General features: G+C 67.4%; 16 protein-coding genes. 3 read left to right on the top strand and 13 right to left on the bottom strand.

Annotation, left to right across the window (positions count from 1 at the left end):
• Nucleotide 1 precedes the first annotated feature (1 nt).
• Entirely contained in the window at nucleotides 2-862 is an 861-nt protein-coding gene (locus tag AC0L6G_RS03395) for an NAD(P)-dependent oxidoreductase (RefSeq protein ID WP_473252873.1), read from the bottom strand.
• A 118-nt stretch (nucleotides 863-980) separates the two neighbouring features.
• On the opposite strand from AC0L6G_RS03395, the gene AC0L6G_RS03390 reads away from it, so the two are divergent.
• Together AC0L6G_RS03390 and AC0L6G_RS03385 are read left to right on the top strand one after the other, a co-directional pair.
• Nucleotides 981-1,877 carry a flagellar motor protein MotB gene (locus AC0L6G_RS03390; RefSeq protein ID WP_473252872.1) on the top strand — a complete coding sequence of 299 codons (897 nt, stop codon included), beginning with the start codon at nucleotides 981-983 and terminating at the stop codon, nucleotides 1,875-1,877.
• 109 nt (nucleotides 1,878-1,986) lie between these two features.
• A complete protein-coding gene (locus AC0L6G_RS03385) occupies nucleotides 1,987-2,724 on the top strand; it encodes an arginyltransferase (protein ID WP_473252871.1) in 738 nt (245 codons plus the stop codon).
• A gap of 18 nt (nucleotides 2,725-2,742) precedes the next feature.
• Here AC0L6G_RS03385 and parC read toward each other — a convergent pair whose 3' ends face one another.
• The 3 genes from parC to AC0L6G_RS03370 all read right to left on the bottom strand — a co-directional run bounded on the left by parC (nucleotide 2,743) and on the right by AC0L6G_RS03370 (nucleotide 6,497).
• Nucleotides 2,743-4,956 carry a DNA topoisomerase IV subunit A gene (gene parC, locus AC0L6G_RS03380; RefSeq protein WP_473252870.1) on the bottom strand — a complete coding sequence of 738 codons (2,214 nt, stop codon included), beginning with the start codon at nucleotides 4,954-4,956 and terminating at the stop codon, nucleotides 2,743-2,745.
• Nucleotides 4,957-5,070: 114 nt separating this feature from the next.
• Nucleotides 5,071-5,802, bottom strand: coding sequence for a DNA repair protein RecO (gene recO, locus AC0L6G_RS03375; RefSeq protein ID WP_473252869.1), 732 nt, complete (start codon nucleotides 5,800-5,802; stop codon nucleotides 5,071-5,073).
• Nucleotides 5,803-5,885: 83 nt separating this feature from the next.
• Nucleotides 5,886-6,497 (bottom strand): flavodoxin family protein, encoded by a 612-nt coding sequence (locus AC0L6G_RS03370; protein ID WP_291537494.1) that lies wholly within the window; start codon nucleotides 6,495-6,497, stop codon nucleotides 5,886-5,888.
• Nucleotides 6,498-6,671: 174 nt separating this feature from the next.
• On the opposite strand from AC0L6G_RS03370, the gene AC0L6G_RS03365 reads away from it, so the two are divergent.
• A complete protein-coding gene (locus AC0L6G_RS03365; RefSeq protein WP_293824919.1) occupies nucleotides 6,672-8,186 on the top strand; it encodes an acetyl-CoA hydrolase/transferase family protein in 1,515 nt (504 codons plus the stop codon).
• On the opposite strand, the gene AC0L6G_RS03360 is transcribed toward AC0L6G_RS03365, so the two are convergent.
• The 9 genes from AC0L6G_RS03360 to AC0L6G_RS03320 are packed head-to-tail and all read right to left on the bottom strand — an operon-like array spanning nucleotide 8,183 to nucleotide 16,639.
• A complete protein-coding gene (locus tag AC0L6G_RS03360) occupies nucleotides 8,183-9,427 on the bottom strand; it encodes a serine hydrolase domain-containing protein (RefSeq protein WP_473252868.1) in 1,245 nt (414 codons plus the stop codon). The genes AC0L6G_RS03365 and AC0L6G_RS03360 overlap by 4 nt on opposite strands.
• A 6-nt stretch (nucleotides 9,428-9,433) precedes the next feature.
• Nucleotides 9,434-10,381, bottom strand: coding sequence for a GTPase Era (era, locus tag AC0L6G_RS03355; protein ID WP_293824917.1), 948 nt, complete (start codon nucleotides 10,379-10,381; stop codon nucleotides 9,434-9,436).
• On the bottom strand, nucleotides 10,378-11,088 hold the full coding sequence (gene rnc / locus AC0L6G_RS03350; protein WP_293824916.1) for a ribonuclease III: 711 nt from the start codon (nucleotides 11,086-11,088) through the stop codon (nucleotides 10,378-10,380). The genes era and rnc overlap by 4 nt, the downstream gene beginning before the upstream one ends.
• Entirely contained in the window at nucleotides 11,088-11,981 is an 894-nt protein-coding gene (gene lepB / locus AC0L6G_RS03345) for a signal peptidase I (RefSeq protein WP_293824915.1), read from the bottom strand. The genes rnc and lepB overlap by 1 nt, the downstream gene beginning before the upstream one ends.
• A 55-nt stretch (nucleotides 11,982-12,036) precedes the next feature.
• Entirely contained in the window at nucleotides 12,037-12,438 is a 402-nt protein-coding gene (gene acpS, locus AC0L6G_RS03340) for a holo-ACP synthase (protein WP_293824914.1), read from the bottom strand.
• Nucleotides 12,435-13,175, bottom strand: coding sequence for a pyridoxine 5'-phosphate synthase (locus AC0L6G_RS03335; RefSeq protein ID WP_293824913.1), 741 nt, complete (start codon nucleotides 13,173-13,175; stop codon nucleotides 12,435-12,437). The genes acpS and AC0L6G_RS03335 overlap by 4 nt, the downstream gene beginning before the upstream one ends.
• A gap of 4 nt (nucleotides 13,176-13,179) precedes the next feature.
• Nucleotides 13,180-13,764 (bottom strand): orotate phosphoribosyltransferase, encoded by a 585-nt coding sequence (gene pyrE / locus AC0L6G_RS03330; protein WP_293824912.1) that lies wholly within the window; start codon nucleotides 13,762-13,764, stop codon nucleotides 13,180-13,182.
• 50 nt (nucleotides 13,765-13,814) lie between these two features.
• Nucleotides 13,815-14,573 carry an LOG family protein gene (locus AC0L6G_RS03325; RefSeq protein WP_293824911.1) on the bottom strand — a complete coding sequence of 253 codons (759 nt, stop codon included), beginning with the start codon at nucleotides 14,571-14,573 and terminating at the stop codon, nucleotides 13,815-13,817.
• A complete protein-coding gene (locus AC0L6G_RS03320; RefSeq protein WP_473252867.1) occupies nucleotides 14,570-16,639 on the bottom strand; it encodes a RelA/SpoT family protein in 2,070 nt (689 codons plus the stop codon). The genes AC0L6G_RS03325 and AC0L6G_RS03320 overlap by 4 nt, the downstream gene beginning before the upstream one ends.
• Nucleotides 16,640-16,771 lie beyond the last annotated feature (132 nt).

The raw sequence follows: 16,771 nt of genomic DNA, 5'->3' as shown, positions 1-16,771 counted from the left end.
TTCAGTCGCGCCGTTGCAGCCGCGCCGCCAGGCTGGAAGTGTCCCATCGGTTTCCGCCCATGTCCTGCACCTCGGCGTAGAACTGATCGACCAGGGCGGTCAGGGCCAGTTTCGCGCCGTTGGACCGGCCCTCGTCCAGCACCAGCCCCAGGTCCTTGCGCATCCAGTCGACGGCGAAGCCGAAGTCGAACTCGCCCCTGGCCGCCGTCTTCCACCGGTTGTCCATCTGCCAGCTCTGCGCCGCGCCCTTCGACACCGCCTCGTAGACGGCGTCGGTGTCCAGCCCGGCGATCTGGGCGAAATGCACCGCCTCGGCCAGGCCCTGGACCACGCCGGCGATGGCGATCTGGTTGACCATCTTGGTCAACTGGCCCGATCCGGCCGGCCCCATGTGCTTGATCGCCTTGGAATAGGCCTTCAGCGCCGGCTCCGCTCTGGCCAGGGCGTCGGCGTCCCCGCCCGCCATGACGCTGAGCTGGCCGCTTTCGGCGCCCGCTTGGCCGCCCGAGACCGGCGCATCCACGAAGCGGCGCCCCCGCCCCTTCGCCAGTTCCGCCATCTCGCGCGCCAGCTTGGCCGAGGTGGTCGTGTGATCCACGATCACCGCCCCTGCGGCCAGATGCGGCAAGGCCTCGGTGACGACCGCACGCACATCGTCGTCATCGCCGACGCAGAGCAGCAACAGTTCTGCACCTTGCGCCGCCTCCCTGATCGTCGCGGCCGCTTCGCCGCCCGTCGCCGCCGCCCAGGCTTCGGCCTTCGCGATCGTGCGGTTGAAGCCGGCCACGTGATGGCCCGCAGCCGCCAGGTGACGCGCCATCGGGGCGCCCATGACGCCCAGGCCGGCGAATGCGATCTTCATGTCAGGCTCCTAGCTGCGGTCTGCGCCGGACTAGGCCGCGCCGCGACCGGGTTCAAGGTCACGGCCGGTTAACCTTGGCCAGTCCAGAATGGGACACCACTCCTCGGGATGCGCATCCATGTCCGTGAGCGATCGTCCGATCCTCATCAAGAAGGTCAAGAAGGTCTCCGGCGGGGGCCACCACGGCGGCGCCTGGAAGGTGGCCTATGCGGATTTCGTGACCGCCATGATGGCCTTCTTCCTGCTGATGTGGCTGATCAACACGACGGACCCGGAGCAGAAGCGCGGCATCGCCGAATATTTCGCGCCCGCCAGCGTTTCGGAAACGACCTCCGGCTCGGGCGGCATTCTGGGCGGCACAGCGCTGGGCGACGACGGTCCCAAGAGCTCGGGCTCGCAGTCGGTGATCCAGGAACTGGCGCCCGAAGCGCCCGACACGGACCGACCCGGCCCCAGTTCGAACCTGTCCTCCGCCAGCGACGCGGCGCTGCAGGCCGAAGTCCAGAAACGCGAGGCCGCCGAGTTCGCCAGCGCGGCGGAATCGCTGCGTCAGGCCATGCAGTCGATGCCGGAATTGGCGGAACTGTCCAAACAGCTGATCGTGGACCAGACGCCGGAGGGCCTGCGCATCCAGCTGGTCGATCAGGAAGGCCGGTCGATGTTCGACAACAACTCGGCCCGGCCCAATGCGCGGGCCCAGGTGCTGCTGCGCGCCGTATCCAAGGTGATCAACCGCCTGCCCAACCGGATTTCCATCACCGGACACACCAGCGCGACGCCGGGCTCCAGCCGCGCCAGCGGCCCGGCTGACTGGAGCCTGTCGTCCGAGCGCGCCAATGCTTCGCGCCTGGTGCTGCAATCGGCGGGCGTCGATCCAGACCGCGTCTATTCGGTGGCGGGCAAGGCGGGGTCCGATCCGCTTTATCCCGACGATCCCAGCCTGGCCGGGAACCGCCGGATCGCCATCGTCCTGCTGCGCGAGGCGCCGGTTCTGCCCACGGACACCTCGCTGTGATCGGTCCGGCTGCAACGCCGACGCTTGCAGCCCGTGCGCGAATGAAGGCAAATCGCGCTCATGAGCGTTTCGCCGCAAAATCGGCAAGATCGGAAGCGGACCTGAGGCCGTGACCCAGCACGTTCCGACACGCCAGCTTCGGTTCTTCATGACATCCGTGGCGCCATGCCCCTATCTGCCCGGCAAGACCGAGCGGAAGGTGTTCGCCAACCTGCCCTTTTCCGACGGCGCCCACGTCAACGACGAACTGACCGTCGCCGGGTTCCGCCGAAGCCAGAACATCGCCTATCGCCCGGCGTGCGAGGCCTGCGACGCCTGCGTGTCCGTGCGCCTGCCTGTGCCGGATTTCGCCTTCAGCCGTTCGCAACGCAAGCTGCTGAGCCGCAACGACGACCTGTCGCGCAGCCTGGTCGAGGCCGAGGCCACCACCGAACAGTTCCAGCTTCTGCGCCGCTATCTGACCACGCGCCATCCCACCGGCGGCATGAGCGACATGGGCTGGCTGGATTATGTCGCCATGGTCGAGGACACGGCCGTCCGAACCCATCTGATCGAATATCGCCTGTCGTCGACCGACGGCGGACCCGGCGATCTGGTCGCCGTCACCCTGACCGACCTGCTGAAGGACGGGCTGTCGATGGTCTACAGCTTCTACGACCCGACGATGGAGCGTCGCAGCCTGGGCCGGTTCGCCATCCTGGACCATGTGCGCCAGGCGGCCATCGTCGGCCTGCCCTATGTCTATCTGGGCTATTGGGTCAGGGGTTCGGCCAAGATGGACTACAAGGCCGGCTTCCGCCCGATGGAGGCGCTGGGCAAGCTGGGCTGGAGTCGCCTGGAGGAATAGGCGACCCGGCGCGGCCGCCTATCTGAACTTCCTCAAGCCCCGCGGCCCCTGACGGCCGGCGCCGGCGCGCTTGCCCAGCCAGTCCTTCCAGTCGGGCCAGTTGCGGCGGCGGCCGCCGCCATCGACCCATTCCGGCCCCGCCTCGGCGTTGAACACCGCCACATCGGCCAAGCCGCCCTGTTTGAAGGTCTGCAGCTTCACCCCCTTGCCGCGGCCCATCTCGGGCAGTTCCGCCAGCGGGAAGATCAAGGTCTTGATGTTGTCGCCGATGGTGGCGACGTGATCGCCCCCAGGACTTGTCGGTACGCGAAGCATGGCCAGCATCTCGCCGTTCAACACCTGTTTGCCGCCCCGCTTCTGGGCCAGCGCATCATCCTCAGGCGTCACGAAACCATAGCCGGCCTTGGACGCGATCAGCAGCTTCGCCCCCGGCTGGTGCGCCAGGAGGGCGATGATCTCGGCCTTCTCGTCCAGGTCGATCATTAGACGCAAGGGTTCGCCGTGCCCGCGACCGGACGCCAGCTTGTCGGCCCCGATGGTGAAGATGCGCCCGTCCGACGCCCCGACCAGCAGCTTGTCGGTCGTATAGGCCGGGACCAGATAGGCCAGCTGGTCGCCTTCCTTGAACTTCAGCTCCGACGGGTCTTCGACCTTGCCCTTGGCGGCGCGGATCCAGCCGCGTTCAGATAGGATGACCGTGATCGCTTCGCGCGGGATGAAGGCCTCGGGCGCGACGAAGGTCGACGTATCCACGGCCTCGGCGATGGTCGTGCGGCGCGGCGAGATCAGGGCCTTTCGCACCGCCTCCAACTCCTTGGAGATGGCCTTCCACTGCTTGCCTTCCGACGACGTCAGCGCCTTCAGATTGGCAAGTTCTTCCGACAGTTCGTTGAATTCCTTCTCGATCGTCATCTCTTCCAGCCGCGCCAACTGACGCAGTCGGGTGTCGAGGACGAAGTCGGCCTGGACCTCGGTCAGGCCGAACCGCGCGATCAGGACGGCCTTGGGCTGTTCCTCCTCGCGGACGATGCGGATCACTTCGTCCAGGTTCAGGAAGACGATCCGCAGACCTTCCAGCAGGTGCAGCCGCTTCTCGACCCGCGCGATCCGCCATTGCGAGCGACGGTTCAGCACCTCGCGCCGGTGATCCAGGAAGGCTTTCAAACAGTCCTTCAGCCCCATGACGCGCGGCGTGCCGCTGGCGTCCAGCACGTTCATGTTGATCGGGAAACGCACCTCCAGATCGGACAGTTTGAACAGGCTCTCCATCAGCATCTCGGGCTCGATGGTGCGGTTCTTGGGCTCCAGGATCAGGCGAATGTCCTCGGCCGACTCGTCGCGCACGTCGCCCAGCAGCGGCGCCTTCTTGTGCTCGATCAGGTCGGCCAGGGCCTCGATCAGGCGCGACTTCTGCACCTGATAGGGCATTTCGGTGACGACGATCCGCCACGCGCCGCGCCCCAGGTCCTCGGTCTCCCAGCGCGCGCGCAGCCGCACCCCGCCCCGGCCCGTCTCATAGGCGTCCAGCATGGCGGCCTGGCTTTCCACGGCCACGCCGCCGGTGGGGAAGTCCGGGCCGGGCACGTGCTCAACCAGGTTCTGGGTCGTGGCGTCGGGCCGCTCCAGCAACAGTTGGCAGGCGTCGATCAACTCGCCGACATTGTGCGGCGGGATGGAGGTGGCCATGCCGACGGCGATGCCGGAAGAACCGTTGGCCAGCAGGTTCGGGAACCCGGCCGGCAGGACGACCGGCTCCTCGTCCTGGTCGTCGTAGGTCGGGCGGAAATCGACCGCGTCCTGGTCGATGCCGTCCAGCAGAAGGACGGCGGCGGGCGTCAGCTTGCACTCGGTATAGCGCATGGCCGCCGCGCTATCGCCGTCGATGTTGCCGAAGTTCCCCTGGCCGTCCACCAGCGGATAGCGCTGGGCGAAATCCTGGGCCAGACGCACGAGGGCCTCGTAGATCGAGGCGTCGCCGTGCGGGTGGTATCCGCCCATGACCTCGCCGACGACCTTGGCGCATTTGCGCGCCGCCGCCTGCGGGTTCAGCCGCATCTGATGCATGGCGTACAGGATGCGCCGGTGCACGGGCTTAAATCCGTCACGGACGTCCGGCAGCGCGCGGTTCGTAATGGTCGACAGGGCGTAGGCCAGATAGCGGCGGCTGAGCGCCGTCTCCATCGGCTCGTCGATGATGCGGCCGCCTTCCGGCGGCGGGGCGTGGATCGTCATGGCTCTGCGAATCGGGGATCGGAAGCGGGAAGTCTAGCCCGCCCGGCCGAAGATTGGGGGATAAGCGCGCGGTGAACGAACGCGCCCTGGGGTTCACGGTCGTCAGGCCTTTGCCTACAGCCGTCCCGCCTCGGCCAGCTTGTCCAGCATCCAGACGCGCGCCGGCGGCAAGGGGCGGTTCTGGGGATGAAAGACGAACTGCTCCAGGAAATGGCCGGTCAGGTCGAACCCGTCCTTCACATCGCCGTGGACCAGGCCCGCCTGGGCGCCCAGCATGAAGGGCGGCAGGGCCAGCATCTTGTCGGCATAGGGGGCGCCGGCCTCGCGGCTGACGGCGCGCCCCGTGCGGGGGCTGACGTAGATCAGGTCGTCGGCAGCGCCCGTCGCCGCGCATTTCGACAGGTCCAGCCCAAAGCCCAGATCTTCCAGCAGGCCGGCCTCGAACCGCACGAAAATCGCCGGCCAGACCTCCGGCAGGGCGAAGGCCGCCATCAAGGCCTCGAAGGCCAGGAAGACGCCGGGATGCGGCTCACGCTCCGGCAACGCGCCCTGGGCGACGCCGGCGGCGGCGGCCAGGCCGGTCAGGGCCAGGGCGTCGTCGAACAGGGCGCTCGGCCCCTCGCCCACCGGCTCCAGCCGCGCCGCGCCCAGGTGGTCGGCGGTGCGCGCCCGGTAATCCGCCACCACGCGCGCCCCGGCCTGAAGAAACGGCCGCATCTTGCGCGACGCCCCGCCCGCCACATAGGCCGAACGGCGTCCGTGGCCTTCGGTCAACAGATCGACGACCGCTCCCGTATCGCCGTGCGCCCGCGCCGACAGGACAAAGGCCTCTTCGTGGAAATCCATGGAGACGGCTTAGCGCGCCGCCTCCAGGTTGGCCATACGTTCCACTGCGACGCGCCGAATCCCGCCAGGGTCTTCGGCGGCTTCTATTCCCCGCTTTCCGGCACGGGATAGGTGTCTGGCTTCAACACCCTGGCGAGGGCCAGCAGGTTGCGCGCGGCGTTTCGGCCCACGCGGTCGGCATAGTCGTGGCCCTGATCCGTCTCGACATAGTCGGGCCCCGGTCCCGGCCCCAAATGCCAGTAGGTCCAGCTTTGAGCCGGGATGGTGAAGCCCATGTCGATCAGGGCCTGGGACACGGTGGCGACGATGTGATGGGCGCCGTCCTCGTTGCCGGTGATGACGATGCCCGCCACCTTGCCGAACGCGACGGGCCGTCCGCTGTCGTCCGTTTCCTCGAACAGGGCGTCCATCCGCTCCAGGGCCCGCATGCAGACGCTGGACATCTGTCCCACCCAGGTCGGGGTGGCGAAAACGACGATGTTCGCCGCCATGATCTTTTCGTGGACCCGGGGCCAATCGTCGCCTTCGCCCTGATCGGTCTTCACGCCGGGCTTGATGTTCAGATCGACCAGGCGGACCAGTTCGGTCTCGACCCCGCCCGCCCTCAGTTCGTCGATCACCACCTGGGCCAGAGCCTGGGTGCTGGAGGTCTCGGGCGACGGCTTCAAGGTGCAGTTCAGGATCAGGGCTTTCATCGACGGGTCCTTTCGATCGTCCGTCGCTAACCGCTGGCCTCGACCGACGTTCCCGGTTTACGAAGATCATGGACGGGCGGCTTTGGCTCGACCAAGGTCGAATGGATCGCAATCGTCGCCCCGCCTAGCACCGGGTCGCACCAGGCCCTCCCCGGCCGCAGCCCACAGCCTTGAATGTCATCGCGTATCCGCAGCCAGGCCCTGAAATCCAAAGTCATGTCGGCCCACGACGCCGCCGCCCTAATTCCCCCTGGCTCGACCGTCGGCATGAGCGGTTTCACCGGCTCGGGCTATCCCAAGGCCGTGCCGCCGCAGTTGGCCCAACGCATCGAGGACGCTCACGCCGCCGGCGACGCCTTTCGCCTGAACCTGTGGACCGGAGCGTCGACCGGGCCTGAGCTGGACGGCGCCCTGGCCAAGGCCGACGGGATCGAACGGCGCCTGCCCTACAACTCCGACCCCATCGCGCGCGAGAAGATCAACTCGGGCCAGATGGACTATCTGGACATGCACCTCAGCCAGCTGGCGCCGGCCGTGTGGCAGGGCGTGCTGGGGCCGCTGGATACGGCGGTGATCGAGGTCTCGGCCATCAATGACGACGGCTCTCTGGTGCCGTCGTCCTCGATCGGCAACAACAAGACCTGGCTGGACCGGGCCGAGCGCGTGATCCTGGAGGTCAACGGCTGGCAGAACGCGGCGCTCGAGGGGATGCACGACGTCTATTACGGCACCGCCCTTCCGCCGAATCGGGTGCCCATTCCCCTGACCCGGCCCGACCAACTGATCGGCCAGCCCACCCTTCGCTGCGATCCCGACAAGATCGTCGCCGTCGTCGAGACCGAGGCGCCGGATCGCAACCTGCCCTTCGCCGCGCCCGACGCCACGGCCCGCGCCATCGCCGGCCACCTGATCGAGTTCCTGAAGCACGAGGTGAAGGTCGGACGCCTGCCGGCCGGCCTCCTGCCGCTTCAATCCGGCGTCGGCAATGTCGCCAACGCCGTGCTGGCGGGGCTGATGGACAGCCCGTTCGAACGGATGGCGGCCTATACCGAGGTGATCCAGGACGGGATGCTGGACCTGCTGGACGCCGGCAAGCTGACCGTCGCCTCGGCCACGGCCTTTTCGTTGAGCCCCGAAGCCGCGGCCGATCTGAACAGCCGGATGTCCCAGTTCCAGGGCAAGATCATCCTGCGGCCCCAGGAAATCTCGAACCACCCCGAACTGATCCGCCGCCTGGGCTGCATCGCCATGAACGGCCTGATCGAGGCCGATATATACGGCGCCGTCAACTCGACCCAGGTCATGGGATCGCGCATCCAGAACGGCATCGGCGGGTCGGGCGACTTCGCGCGGAACGCCTTCATCTCCTGCTTCGTCACGCCCTCCACCGCCAAGAACGGCAGGATTTCAGCCATTGTGCCGATGGCCAGCCACGTCGATCACATCACCCAGGACGTCCAGGTCATCGTCACCGAACAGGGTCTGGCCGACCTGCGCGGCCTGTCCCCGAGACAGAGGGCGCGGGTCATCATCGCAAACTGCGCCCACCCCCACTACCGCGACGCCCTGGCCGACTACTACGCCCGGGCGCTGAAGGGGTCCTATGGTCTGCAATCGCCGCATCTGCTGGACGAGGCCCTGTCCTGGCACCAGCGCTACATCGAGACCGGCTCGATGAAGCCCGCCTAGCGCGCCAGCGCCGTCGGGAACTCGCGGCCCAGCGCCTCGGCCATGCCCTGCTGGGCGATCAGGAACACCTGGTCGCGCAGGTGATAGTTGTTGGACAGGACAATCACCGTCACATCCTGATCCGGCTGATAGAGCATCAGGTTGCGGAACCCGCCCCAGCTGCCCGTGTGATAAATCTGACGGTCCTGGAAGCTGGGCCGCACCTGGTCGCCCAGGCGGTTCGAGAAGATGCCATAGCCCCAGTCGCGGCGCGGATGGCCTCGCTCGTTCGGCGTATCGGCGGGCGCGTGATCGGCCAGCATCTGCTGATAGCTGGCGGGTTTCAGCAGAGCGCCCCTATGCAGGGCGCGCTGCCAGACCAACAGGTCGTCCAACGTCGAATAGACGGCGCCCGCCCCCGCCACGATGGACGTATTGGCGTTCGGTTGAGCCGCCAGGCCGCCGGGGAAGTTGGCGTAGCCCATGATCACGCCATGATCGCCCCCGTCCAGGTCCAGCCCTGTCGCCTTCATGCCCAACGGCCTGAAGAAGGCGTCGCGCATATAGGTCTGGAACGGCTTGCCGCTGGCCTTCTCCACGATGGCGGCGGCCAGGTTGAAGCCGGCGTTGTCGTAACGCACCTTGGTTCCCGGGGCGAACTGAAGGCCGAACCGCTTTGAATCCTCGGTCAATTCGGTCAGCGTCGCAGGAGTCGTCCGACGCATCCCCCAGCCGGGGCGCGCCATCAGGTCGGGAATGCCCGAGGTGTGCGACAGCAGATGGCCGATGCGGATGTCCCGCCACGCCGCCGGACAGGGTTCGATCCATTCGCACACCGGATCGGATACGCTCAGCCGGCCTTCGTCCTGAAGCTTCAGGATCGCCACAGCGGTGAATTGCTTCGAGATCGAGGCCAGTCGGAAGCGCGAATCCAGCCTCAGCGGCCGATCCTGCTCGTAGTTCGCCTCGCCATAGACCTGGCGGAAAAGGACCCTGTCGCCCTTGGCCACCAGGACGGCGCCCATGAACCGCCCCGCCGCCGCCTCCCGATCCAGGCGCGCGGCCAGTTTCGGCAGGTCTTCGACGACCACGACGGGGGGCCTCGGCGGGGCGTCCGACCGTTCCGCGACCAAGGCCGCGTCGCTTTTCGGCGCGACGCTCGTGGCCACGCCTGCCCAGACGGCGCCGCCCAGGACCAGCGCCCCCAGGACGCCCAGAACAAGCCGGGGATGGCCTCCGGCGGTACGCGGCACTTCGAACACGGGAGCTCAGACGTCGAAATCGAGGCCGAACTGGGCGTAGAGGGCGCGGCTGTCCTGCCATTTCGGATCGACCTTGACGGTCAGGAACAGATGCACCGGACGGCCCAGGATCTCGTTCAACTCCTCGCGCGCCTTCTGGCCGATCCATTTCAGGGTCTGGCCGCCCTTGCCCAGGACGATGGGCCGCTGGCTCTCGCGCTCGACATAGATGGTCTGTTCGATGCGGGCCGAACCGTCGGCGCGATCCTCGAAACTGGTCGTCTCGACCGCCGCCGAATAGGGCAGTTCCTCGTGGACGCGCAGATAGACCTTCTCGCGCGTGATCTCGGCGGCCAGGACGCGCACCGGCACGTCGGCGGCCTGATCCTCGGGATAGAGCCACGGCCCCTTGGGCATCGACCGCGCCAGTCGCTGCTTCAGGTCCTCGACGCCGTCTCCGTTGGCGGCGGAAATCATATAGACCTCTTCATAGACGCCGGTTTCGAACAGCGTCTGCGACAGGGCCAGCAGGGTGTCGCGGCGCATGCCGTCGATCTTGTTCAGCGCCAGGATGACCTTTGTTCCCGTGGCCTGAAGATTGGCGATGATGGTCTCGGTGTCCTCGGCCGAGCGACGGTCCGCCGCCGTGCCCTCGCGCCCTTCGGAAGCGATGTGCGACTGGGCGTCGATCAGATGCACCACCACGTCGGCGTCCTCGGCCCCGCCCCAGGCCGAGGCGACCATGGCCCGATCCAGACGGCGGCGCGGGGTGAAGATGCCGGGCGTGTCCACCAGAACGATCTGGGCGTCGCCCTCCATGGCGATGCCGCGCACCGGAAACCGCGTCGTCTGCACCTTCTGGGTGACGATCGAGACCTTGGATCCGGTCAGCCGGTTCACCAGCGTCGACTTGCCGGCGTTCGGCGCGCCGATGATGGCGGCGAAGCCCGCGCGCTGGTTTTCGATATCGGTCAAATGACGCCTTCACGTTTGAGCAGGGCCGTCGCGGCCGCCTTCTCCGCCTCCTGACGCGAACGCCCTTGCGCGGTCAAGGGCTGCACGTCCTGCACGGAGACTTCGACGGTGAATGTCGGCGCATGATCCGAACCCGTCCGATCCGCCACGCGATAGGTCGGCAGCGGCCGACCCTGGCCCTGCGCCCATTCCTGCAGCGCCGATTTGGGATTGGTCACGGTGCGCGACGGCGGCGCCGATAATTCCTCGGCCCAGGCGTGCTGGAAAAAGGTCCGCGCCGCGTCCAGGCCGCCGTCCAGATAGACCGCCGCCAGCAGGGCCTCGACCGCATCGGCGATGACGCCGGCCTTGCGCCGCCCGCCGGTCTTGGTCTCTCCCGGCGACAGCCGCAGCGCGGGGCCGACGCCCAGCGCCTCGCCCACCCGGGCGCAGGCGGCCTTGTCGACCAGGGCGTGCAGGCTGGACGACAACTGCCCCTCGTCGGCGGTGGGATAGTCGCTGTACAGCCGCTCGGCCACCAGCAGGCCCAAAACGCGGTCGCCCAGGAACTCCAGCCGCTCGTTGTCCCGCGGGCCATGGATACCCGCCGGCGCCCCCTCGCCCACGCTGGCGTGGGTCAGGGCGCGCTCCAGCAAAGCCTTGTCCCTGAACGGATGGCCGATCCGGCGTTCGAGCGCGGCGACCGCCTCGGCCCGCAGATTGGCCATCAGTGCAGGACGTTGAAGAACCGGTCCAGACGCACGTTGAACCAGCTGACCGGGTTCCACAGCGACGAGCCGGGCTTCCACGAGAACAGGATGATCTGCGCCTTGCCGACCAGGTTCTCGGCGGGGACCATGCCCACGCCGCTGGACTGTTCGACGCGACTGTCGATGGAATTATCGCGGTTGTCGCCCATCATGAAGTAATGGCCCGCGGGCACCTCATAGACCGGGGTGTCGTCCAGGTCGTTCCCGGGTCCGAAGTCCTGGGTCATGAAGCTCTTGCCCTCGGGCAGGGTCTCGCGGACCTCCGTGACCGGACGCGGGCCGAAGACGTCCTCGATCTCGGTGCGGCTGACCACCACGTCCTGAACGGGCCTGTCGTTGATATACAGTTTGTTGGCGATCATCTGGATGCGGTCGCCGGGCAGGCCGATCACGCGCTTGATGAAGTCGGTCTTGTCGTCGCGCGGCAGTTTGAACACGACGATGTCGCCGCGCTTTGGCGCCGAACCCATGATCCGGCCGTCGAACAGCGGGGGGCTGAACGGGATCGAATGTTTCGAGAAGCCGTACGACCATTTCGACACGACGATATAGTCGCCTTCGTACAGGTTCGGCTCCATCGAGGCCGACGGAATGGTGAAGGGCTGGACCAGGAATATCCGCAGCACCATGGCGATCAGCAGGGCGAAGACGATGGTCTTGAAGATTTCACCCGTCTCGTTCGCCGCCGAGGTCTTCTTGGCGCGGCCGCCCGGCGTGTCGGCGTAGACCTTATGGTTCGCCGTCGTCGGCTCCTGGACCGCCTCCACCGAGGCGTCGGCTTCCGAGGCGGCGAAGCGTTCTTCGGGGGTGGCGTCGCGGTTGGCGTCGTCGGGCTTTTGGTCTTCGCTCATGCGATCAGGCATCCTCGCCGCTTATGCGCGGCCATCGCGCACGCCTATAACCTGATTACGACTGCGGCAAGGCTTCGATCACCACGAAGGCCAGCGCATAGGGATGCTCGTCGCTCAGCGTCAGATGGATTTTCGCGACGTGCCCCGGCGGGGTCAGACGCGCCAGATGCTCGGCCGCGTGGCCGGTCAGCGCCATCGTCGGCTGGCCGGATTTCAGATTCACCACCCCCATGTCCCGCCAATAGACATCGGCCCGCATGCCGGTGCCCAGGGCCTTGGCGCAGGCCTCCTTGGCGGCGAACCTTTTGGCGTAGCTCCAGGCCGGGTCAGGCTTGCGATCCGATCGTGTGCGTTCCAGGTCGGTGAAACAGCGCTGCTTGAACCGTTCGCCGAACCGATCCAGCGACGCCTGGATGCGCCGAATATCCGACAGATCGGCCCCAACCCCGACGATCATGCCGCCGCATCCATCACCGCGCGCATTCGGCGGATGGCGGCGTCCAGGCCGATGAAGATCGATTCACCGATCAGGAAATGGCCGATGTTCAGTTCACGGATTTCCGGGATGGCCAGCATCCGCGGCGCGGTGTCGTAATCCAGTCCGTGCCCCGCATGAACCTCCAAGCCCAGGATGTCGGCCTGGGCGGCGGCGGCGGCCAGGCGTTCGAACTCCGCCTCGCGCTCGGCCGGATCGGTCAGGTGGCAATAGCGACCCGTGTGAAGCTCCACCACCTGGGCCCCGACGACGACGGCGGCCTCCACCTGATCCTCGGACGGCTCGATGAACAGGGACACGCGCACGCCGGCGTCCGACAGGGCCTTCACGACGGGGGCGACGCGCCCCTCGCAGCCGGCGACGGCCAGGCCGCCCTCGGTCGTGACCTCCTCGCGCCGCTCGGGCACCAGACAGGCGGCGTGCGGCCGGTGGCGCAGGGCGATGGCCAGCATCTCCTGCGTCACCGCCATTTCCAGGTTCAGCGGCTTTGCGGCCCGCGCGCACAGGGCGCTCAGAACCTCGATGTCGGCGTCGGTGATGTGACGCCGATCCTCGCGCAAATGGGCGGTGATTCCGTCCGTCCCGGCCGCCAGCGCCGCCTCGGCCGCCCGCGCCGGATCGGGATGCGCCCCGCCGCGCGCGTTCCGCACCGTGGCGACGTGGTCGATGTTTACGCCCAGCCTGACCCGTTCGCGCATGGCTCTACTTCGCCAACCGCCGACTGCCGGGGTCTTCGACCGGCAGCGCCGCCAGTTCCGGCGGCAGGGCGTCGGCCGGATAGGCCGGCACGTCCAGCGAAGCCAGGGCGATCAGGGGCACGCCGACATCCGCCCTGCCGCCCGAACGATCCACGATGCAGGCCGCCGCGATCACCTCGCCGCCCGCCGCCTGGATGGCCGCGATGCATTCGCGCGAGGACAGGCCCGTGGTGACGATGTCCTCGACCATGACGACCTTCTCGCCCGGCTCGACCGAGAAGCCGCGACGCAGCCTGAAGGCGCCGCCCTCGCGCTCGACGTACATCGAACGGACCTTCAGATGTTTGGCCGTCTCGTAGCCGGGGATGATGCCGCCCACGGCCGGCGATATGGCGACATCGACGGCGCCGACCTGGCCCACGATCTTCTCGGCCAGGGCCTTGCACAACCGCTCGCAGCGCGCGCCGTCCATGAAGACCAGGTTCTTCTGCAGGAAGACCGGGCTGTGCAGTCCCGACGACAGGACGAAATGGCCTTCGCGCAGGGCGCCGGCGTCGCGGAACTCGTTGAGGACGTCTTCGGTGTTCATGCCGGGTTCTTAGACCCGGATCGCGTGCGGATGAACCCTTGGGCCGCGCTTCAGTCGATGTTTTCGTTCGGCCGCAGGCCGCGCGACAGCAGTTCGGCCCAGACGCCCTCGGCGTCCTCGGCGAAACCGATCAGGTTCAGGTCGGACGGGGCGATCATCCCGTGTTCGACCAGGGCCTGGAAACCGATCACCGAGGTCCAATAGGCCCTGTCCACCAGCACGACCGGAACCGGCGGCGCCTTGCCCGTCTGACGCAACGTCAGGATCTCGAACATCTCGTCGAAGGTGCCGAACCCGCCCGGAAACACCACAAGCGCATTGGCCCGCATCGCCAGGTGCATCTTGCGCATGGCGAAATAGTGGAACCGGAACGTCAGTTCGGGCGTGGAATAGGCGTTTGGCTCCTGCTCGTGCGGCAGGGTGATGTTGAAACCGATGGAGGGCGCGCCGGCGTCGACCGCCCCGCGGTTGGCCGCCTCCATGATGCCCGGCCCGCCGCCGGTGGCGATGACATTGTCGCGCGGCTGGCCCACCGATCCGCGCAGCGCCCCGCCGCGTTCGGAAGCCAGGCGGCTGAAGGCGCGCGCCTGCTGGTACCAGCGCTGATCCTCGCGCACCCTCGCGCTGCCGAACACCACGATGGTCGAGCGCACGCCCCAGGCCCGCAACGCCTCCTCGGGCTTGGCGTATTCCATGAGAAAGCGCACGCCGCGCATGGAATCGCCCAACAGGAAGTCCTGGTCCATCGCCGCCATGCGATAGGACGGCGCCGCCATCTGGGCGGCGTTCGGCTTGATCGTCTCGGTCATTCGCCCCGCGCGCGCTCGACGGAATCGACGGACGGATTGGCGCGCAGGGCGGCCATGATCATGGTCGCGTGTTTGGCGTCCTCGACCTCGACATCCACGTCCACGTCGAAGAAGTCCTGCTGGCGGTGCGCCATCGACAGATTGATGATGTTGCCGCCGGCCTCGCCGATCAGGGTCGTGACCTGCCCCAACACCCCCGGCGCATTGCGGATGGTGGCGCGGATGCGGGCGGCGGCCACGGCGTCCGTCTCCGCCTGGGGCGTCCACTGCAGGTCGTGCCAGACCGAATCGTCGTCGGCGAAGGCGGCCAGGGTCTGGCAGTCTATGGTGTGCACCGTCAGCCCGGCCTCCGGCTCCAATATGCCCACGATCCGGTCGCCCGGAACCGGGGTGCAGCATTGGCCGAAATGCACCGACACGCCGGGCGTCAGACCGCCGCCGCGCACGAACAGCCGCGCCTTGTCGCCCTCGATCCGCTGCTTCTCCGGCCCGGCCTTCAGCCGTCCCTTCAGCGCGGGGAACAGGATTTCCGCCGTCGCGGTCGGCGACAGCCGCCCCCGGCCCAGCCCTTCGAACAGGTCTTCCTCGCTGGCCGTGGCCAAGGTTTCCAGCACGGGTTTCAGCGACACGTCGGCCAACGACTTTTCGATCCGGCCCAGCGTCTGGTCCAGCGCGACCCGGCCCAGCTTGATGAACTCCTCCCGCTCGGAGGTGCGGATATGACGGCGGATGGCGGACCGAGCGCGGCCCGTCACCGTCAGGCTGCGCCAGTCGGCGGGCACCTCCCGCTTGGAGCCGCGAATGATCTCGATCACGTCGCCGTTCTGCAGCGGCGTGCGCATCGGCTTCAGCTCGCCGTTGACCTTGACTCCGACGGCCGTGTCCCCGACCTCGGTATGGACCGCATAGGCGAAGTCCAGCGGCATCCCGCCGCGCGGCAGCGTCACCAGCTGACCTTTGGGCGTAAAGACGAACACCTGGTCCAGATACATTTCCAGCTTGGCGTGTTCGACCCAGTCCTCGCCGCCCTCGCCGTGTTCGATCACCTGAACCAGGTGGCGCAGGTTCTGCAGCGGGTCGCGCCCGCCGCCCTGCTCCATCGCCTCGCGATCGAAGCCGTAGGACTGGTTCTTGTAGCGCCAGTGGGCGGCGACCCCGTCTTCTGCGACGCGGTCCATCTCCTCGGTGCGGATCTGCATCTCGATGCGCAGGCCGCGCGGGCCGACGACGGTCGTGTGCAGCGAACGATAGTTGTTCGACTTGGGCGTGGAGATGAAGTCCTTGAACCGCTCGGGCACCATGGGCCATTCGCGGTGGATCACGCCCAGGGCGCGGTAACAGTCGTCCTCGGCCTCCACGATGACGCGGAAGCCATAGATGTCCGACAAGGAGGAAAAGCCGACCGACTTGCGCTGCAGCTTGCGCCAGATCGAATAGGGCGTCTTCTGCCGGCCATAGACCTTGGCCTTCAGGCCGGCCTCGGAAAGCACCCGCTCCACCTCGCCCGCCACGCCCTCGATGGCGCGGCCATGTTCCAGCTTCAGCGCCTCCAGCCGCCGCTCGATGGCGGTCTTGGCCGTCGGGTTCAGATAGGTGAAGGCCAGTTCTTCCAGCTCGGACGCGATGGAGTGGATGCCGATGGATCGGCCCAGCGGCGCATAGACTTCCAACGTCTCGCGGCTGATCCGCTCGCGCTTCTCGGGCTTCACATATTGAAGCGTGCGCATATTGTGCAGCCGGTCGGCCAGCTTGACCAACAGCACCCGCACGTCCCGGCTGATGGCCAGGATGAATTTGCGCAGATTCTCGGCCTGACGCGTGTGTTCGGCCTGAAGTTCGAGCCGCGACAGCTTGGTCACGCCCTCGACCAGGACCGCCACCTCCTCTCCGAACATGCCGGCGATGTCGTCGCGCGTCGCGGAAGTGTCCTCGACCACGTCGTGCAACAGGGCCGTGACGATGGTGGCGGTGTCGAGCTTGTAGTCGGTCAGTATGCCCGCGACCTGGATCGGGTGGGCGAAATAGGGATCGCCCGAGGCCCGCAGCTGCGAGCCGTGCATCTTCATCGCATAGACATAGGCGCGGTTCAGCAGCGCTTCGTCGGCGGTGGGGTCATAGGCCTTTACGGCCTCGATCAGCTCGAACTGGCGCAGGATGGGCGCGCGCTTCGGCGGCGCCGATTCGGCCGGCGCCGGCTG

The sequence above is a fragment of the Brevundimonas sp. D3-1P genome (genome assembly GCF_055809335.1).
The sequence above is the reverse complement of the archived record's forward strand: the minus strand, read 5'-3'. Positions and strand labels throughout refer to the sequence as shown.

Bases quoted from the DNA above. Each gene is read 5' to 3' on its own strand.
- recO (WP_473252869.1), bottom strand. From the start codon at position 5,802: ATGGATTTCCACGAAGAGGCCTTTGTCCTGTCGGCGCGGGCGCACGGC.
- lepB (WP_293824915.1), bottom strand. From the start codon at position 11,981: ATGAGCGAAGACCAAAAGCCCGACGACGCCAACCGCGACGCCACCCCC.
- AC0L6G_RS03390 (WP_473252872.1), top strand. From the start codon at position 981: ATGTCCGTGAGCGATCGTCCGATCCTCATCAAGAAGGTCAAGAAGGTC.
- AC0L6G_RS03325 (WP_293824911.1), bottom strand. From the start codon at position 14,573: ATGACCGAGACGATCAAGCCGAACGCCGCCCAGATGGCGGCGCCGTCC.
- acpS (WP_293824914.1), bottom strand. From the start codon at position 12,438: ATGATCGTCGGGGTTGGGGCCGATCTGTCGGATATTCGGCGCATCCAG.
- AC0L6G_RS03395 (WP_473252873.1), bottom strand. From the start codon at position 862: ATGAAGATCGCATTCGCCGGCCTGGGCGTCATGGGCGCCCCGATGGCG.
- pyrE (WP_293824912.1), bottom strand. From the start codon at position 13,764: ATGAACACCGAAGACGTCCTCAACGAGTTCCGCGACGCCGGCGCCCTG.
- rnc (WP_293824916.1), bottom strand. From the start codon at position 11,088: ATGGCCAATCTGCGGGCCGAGGCGGTCGCCGCGCTCGAACGCCGGATC.
- AC0L6G_RS03335 (WP_293824913.1), bottom strand. From the start codon at position 13,175: ATGCGCGAACGGGTCAGGCTGGGCGTAAACATCGACCACGTCGCCACG.
- AC0L6G_RS03370 (WP_291537494.1), bottom strand. From the start codon at position 6,497: ATGAAAGCCCTGATCCTGAACTGCACCTTGAAGCCGTCGCCCGAGACC.
- AC0L6G_RS03365 (WP_293824919.1), top strand. From the start codon at position 6,672: ATGTCATCGCGTATCCGCAGCCAGGCCCTGAAATCCAAAGTCATGTCG.
- parC (WP_473252870.1), bottom strand. From the start codon at position 4,956: ATGACGATCCACGCCCCGCCGCCGGAAGGCGGCCGCATCATCGACGAG.
- AC0L6G_RS03320 (WP_473252867.1), bottom strand. From the start codon at position 16,639: ATGAAGATGCACGGCTCGCAGCTGCGGGCCTCGGGCGATCCCTATTTC.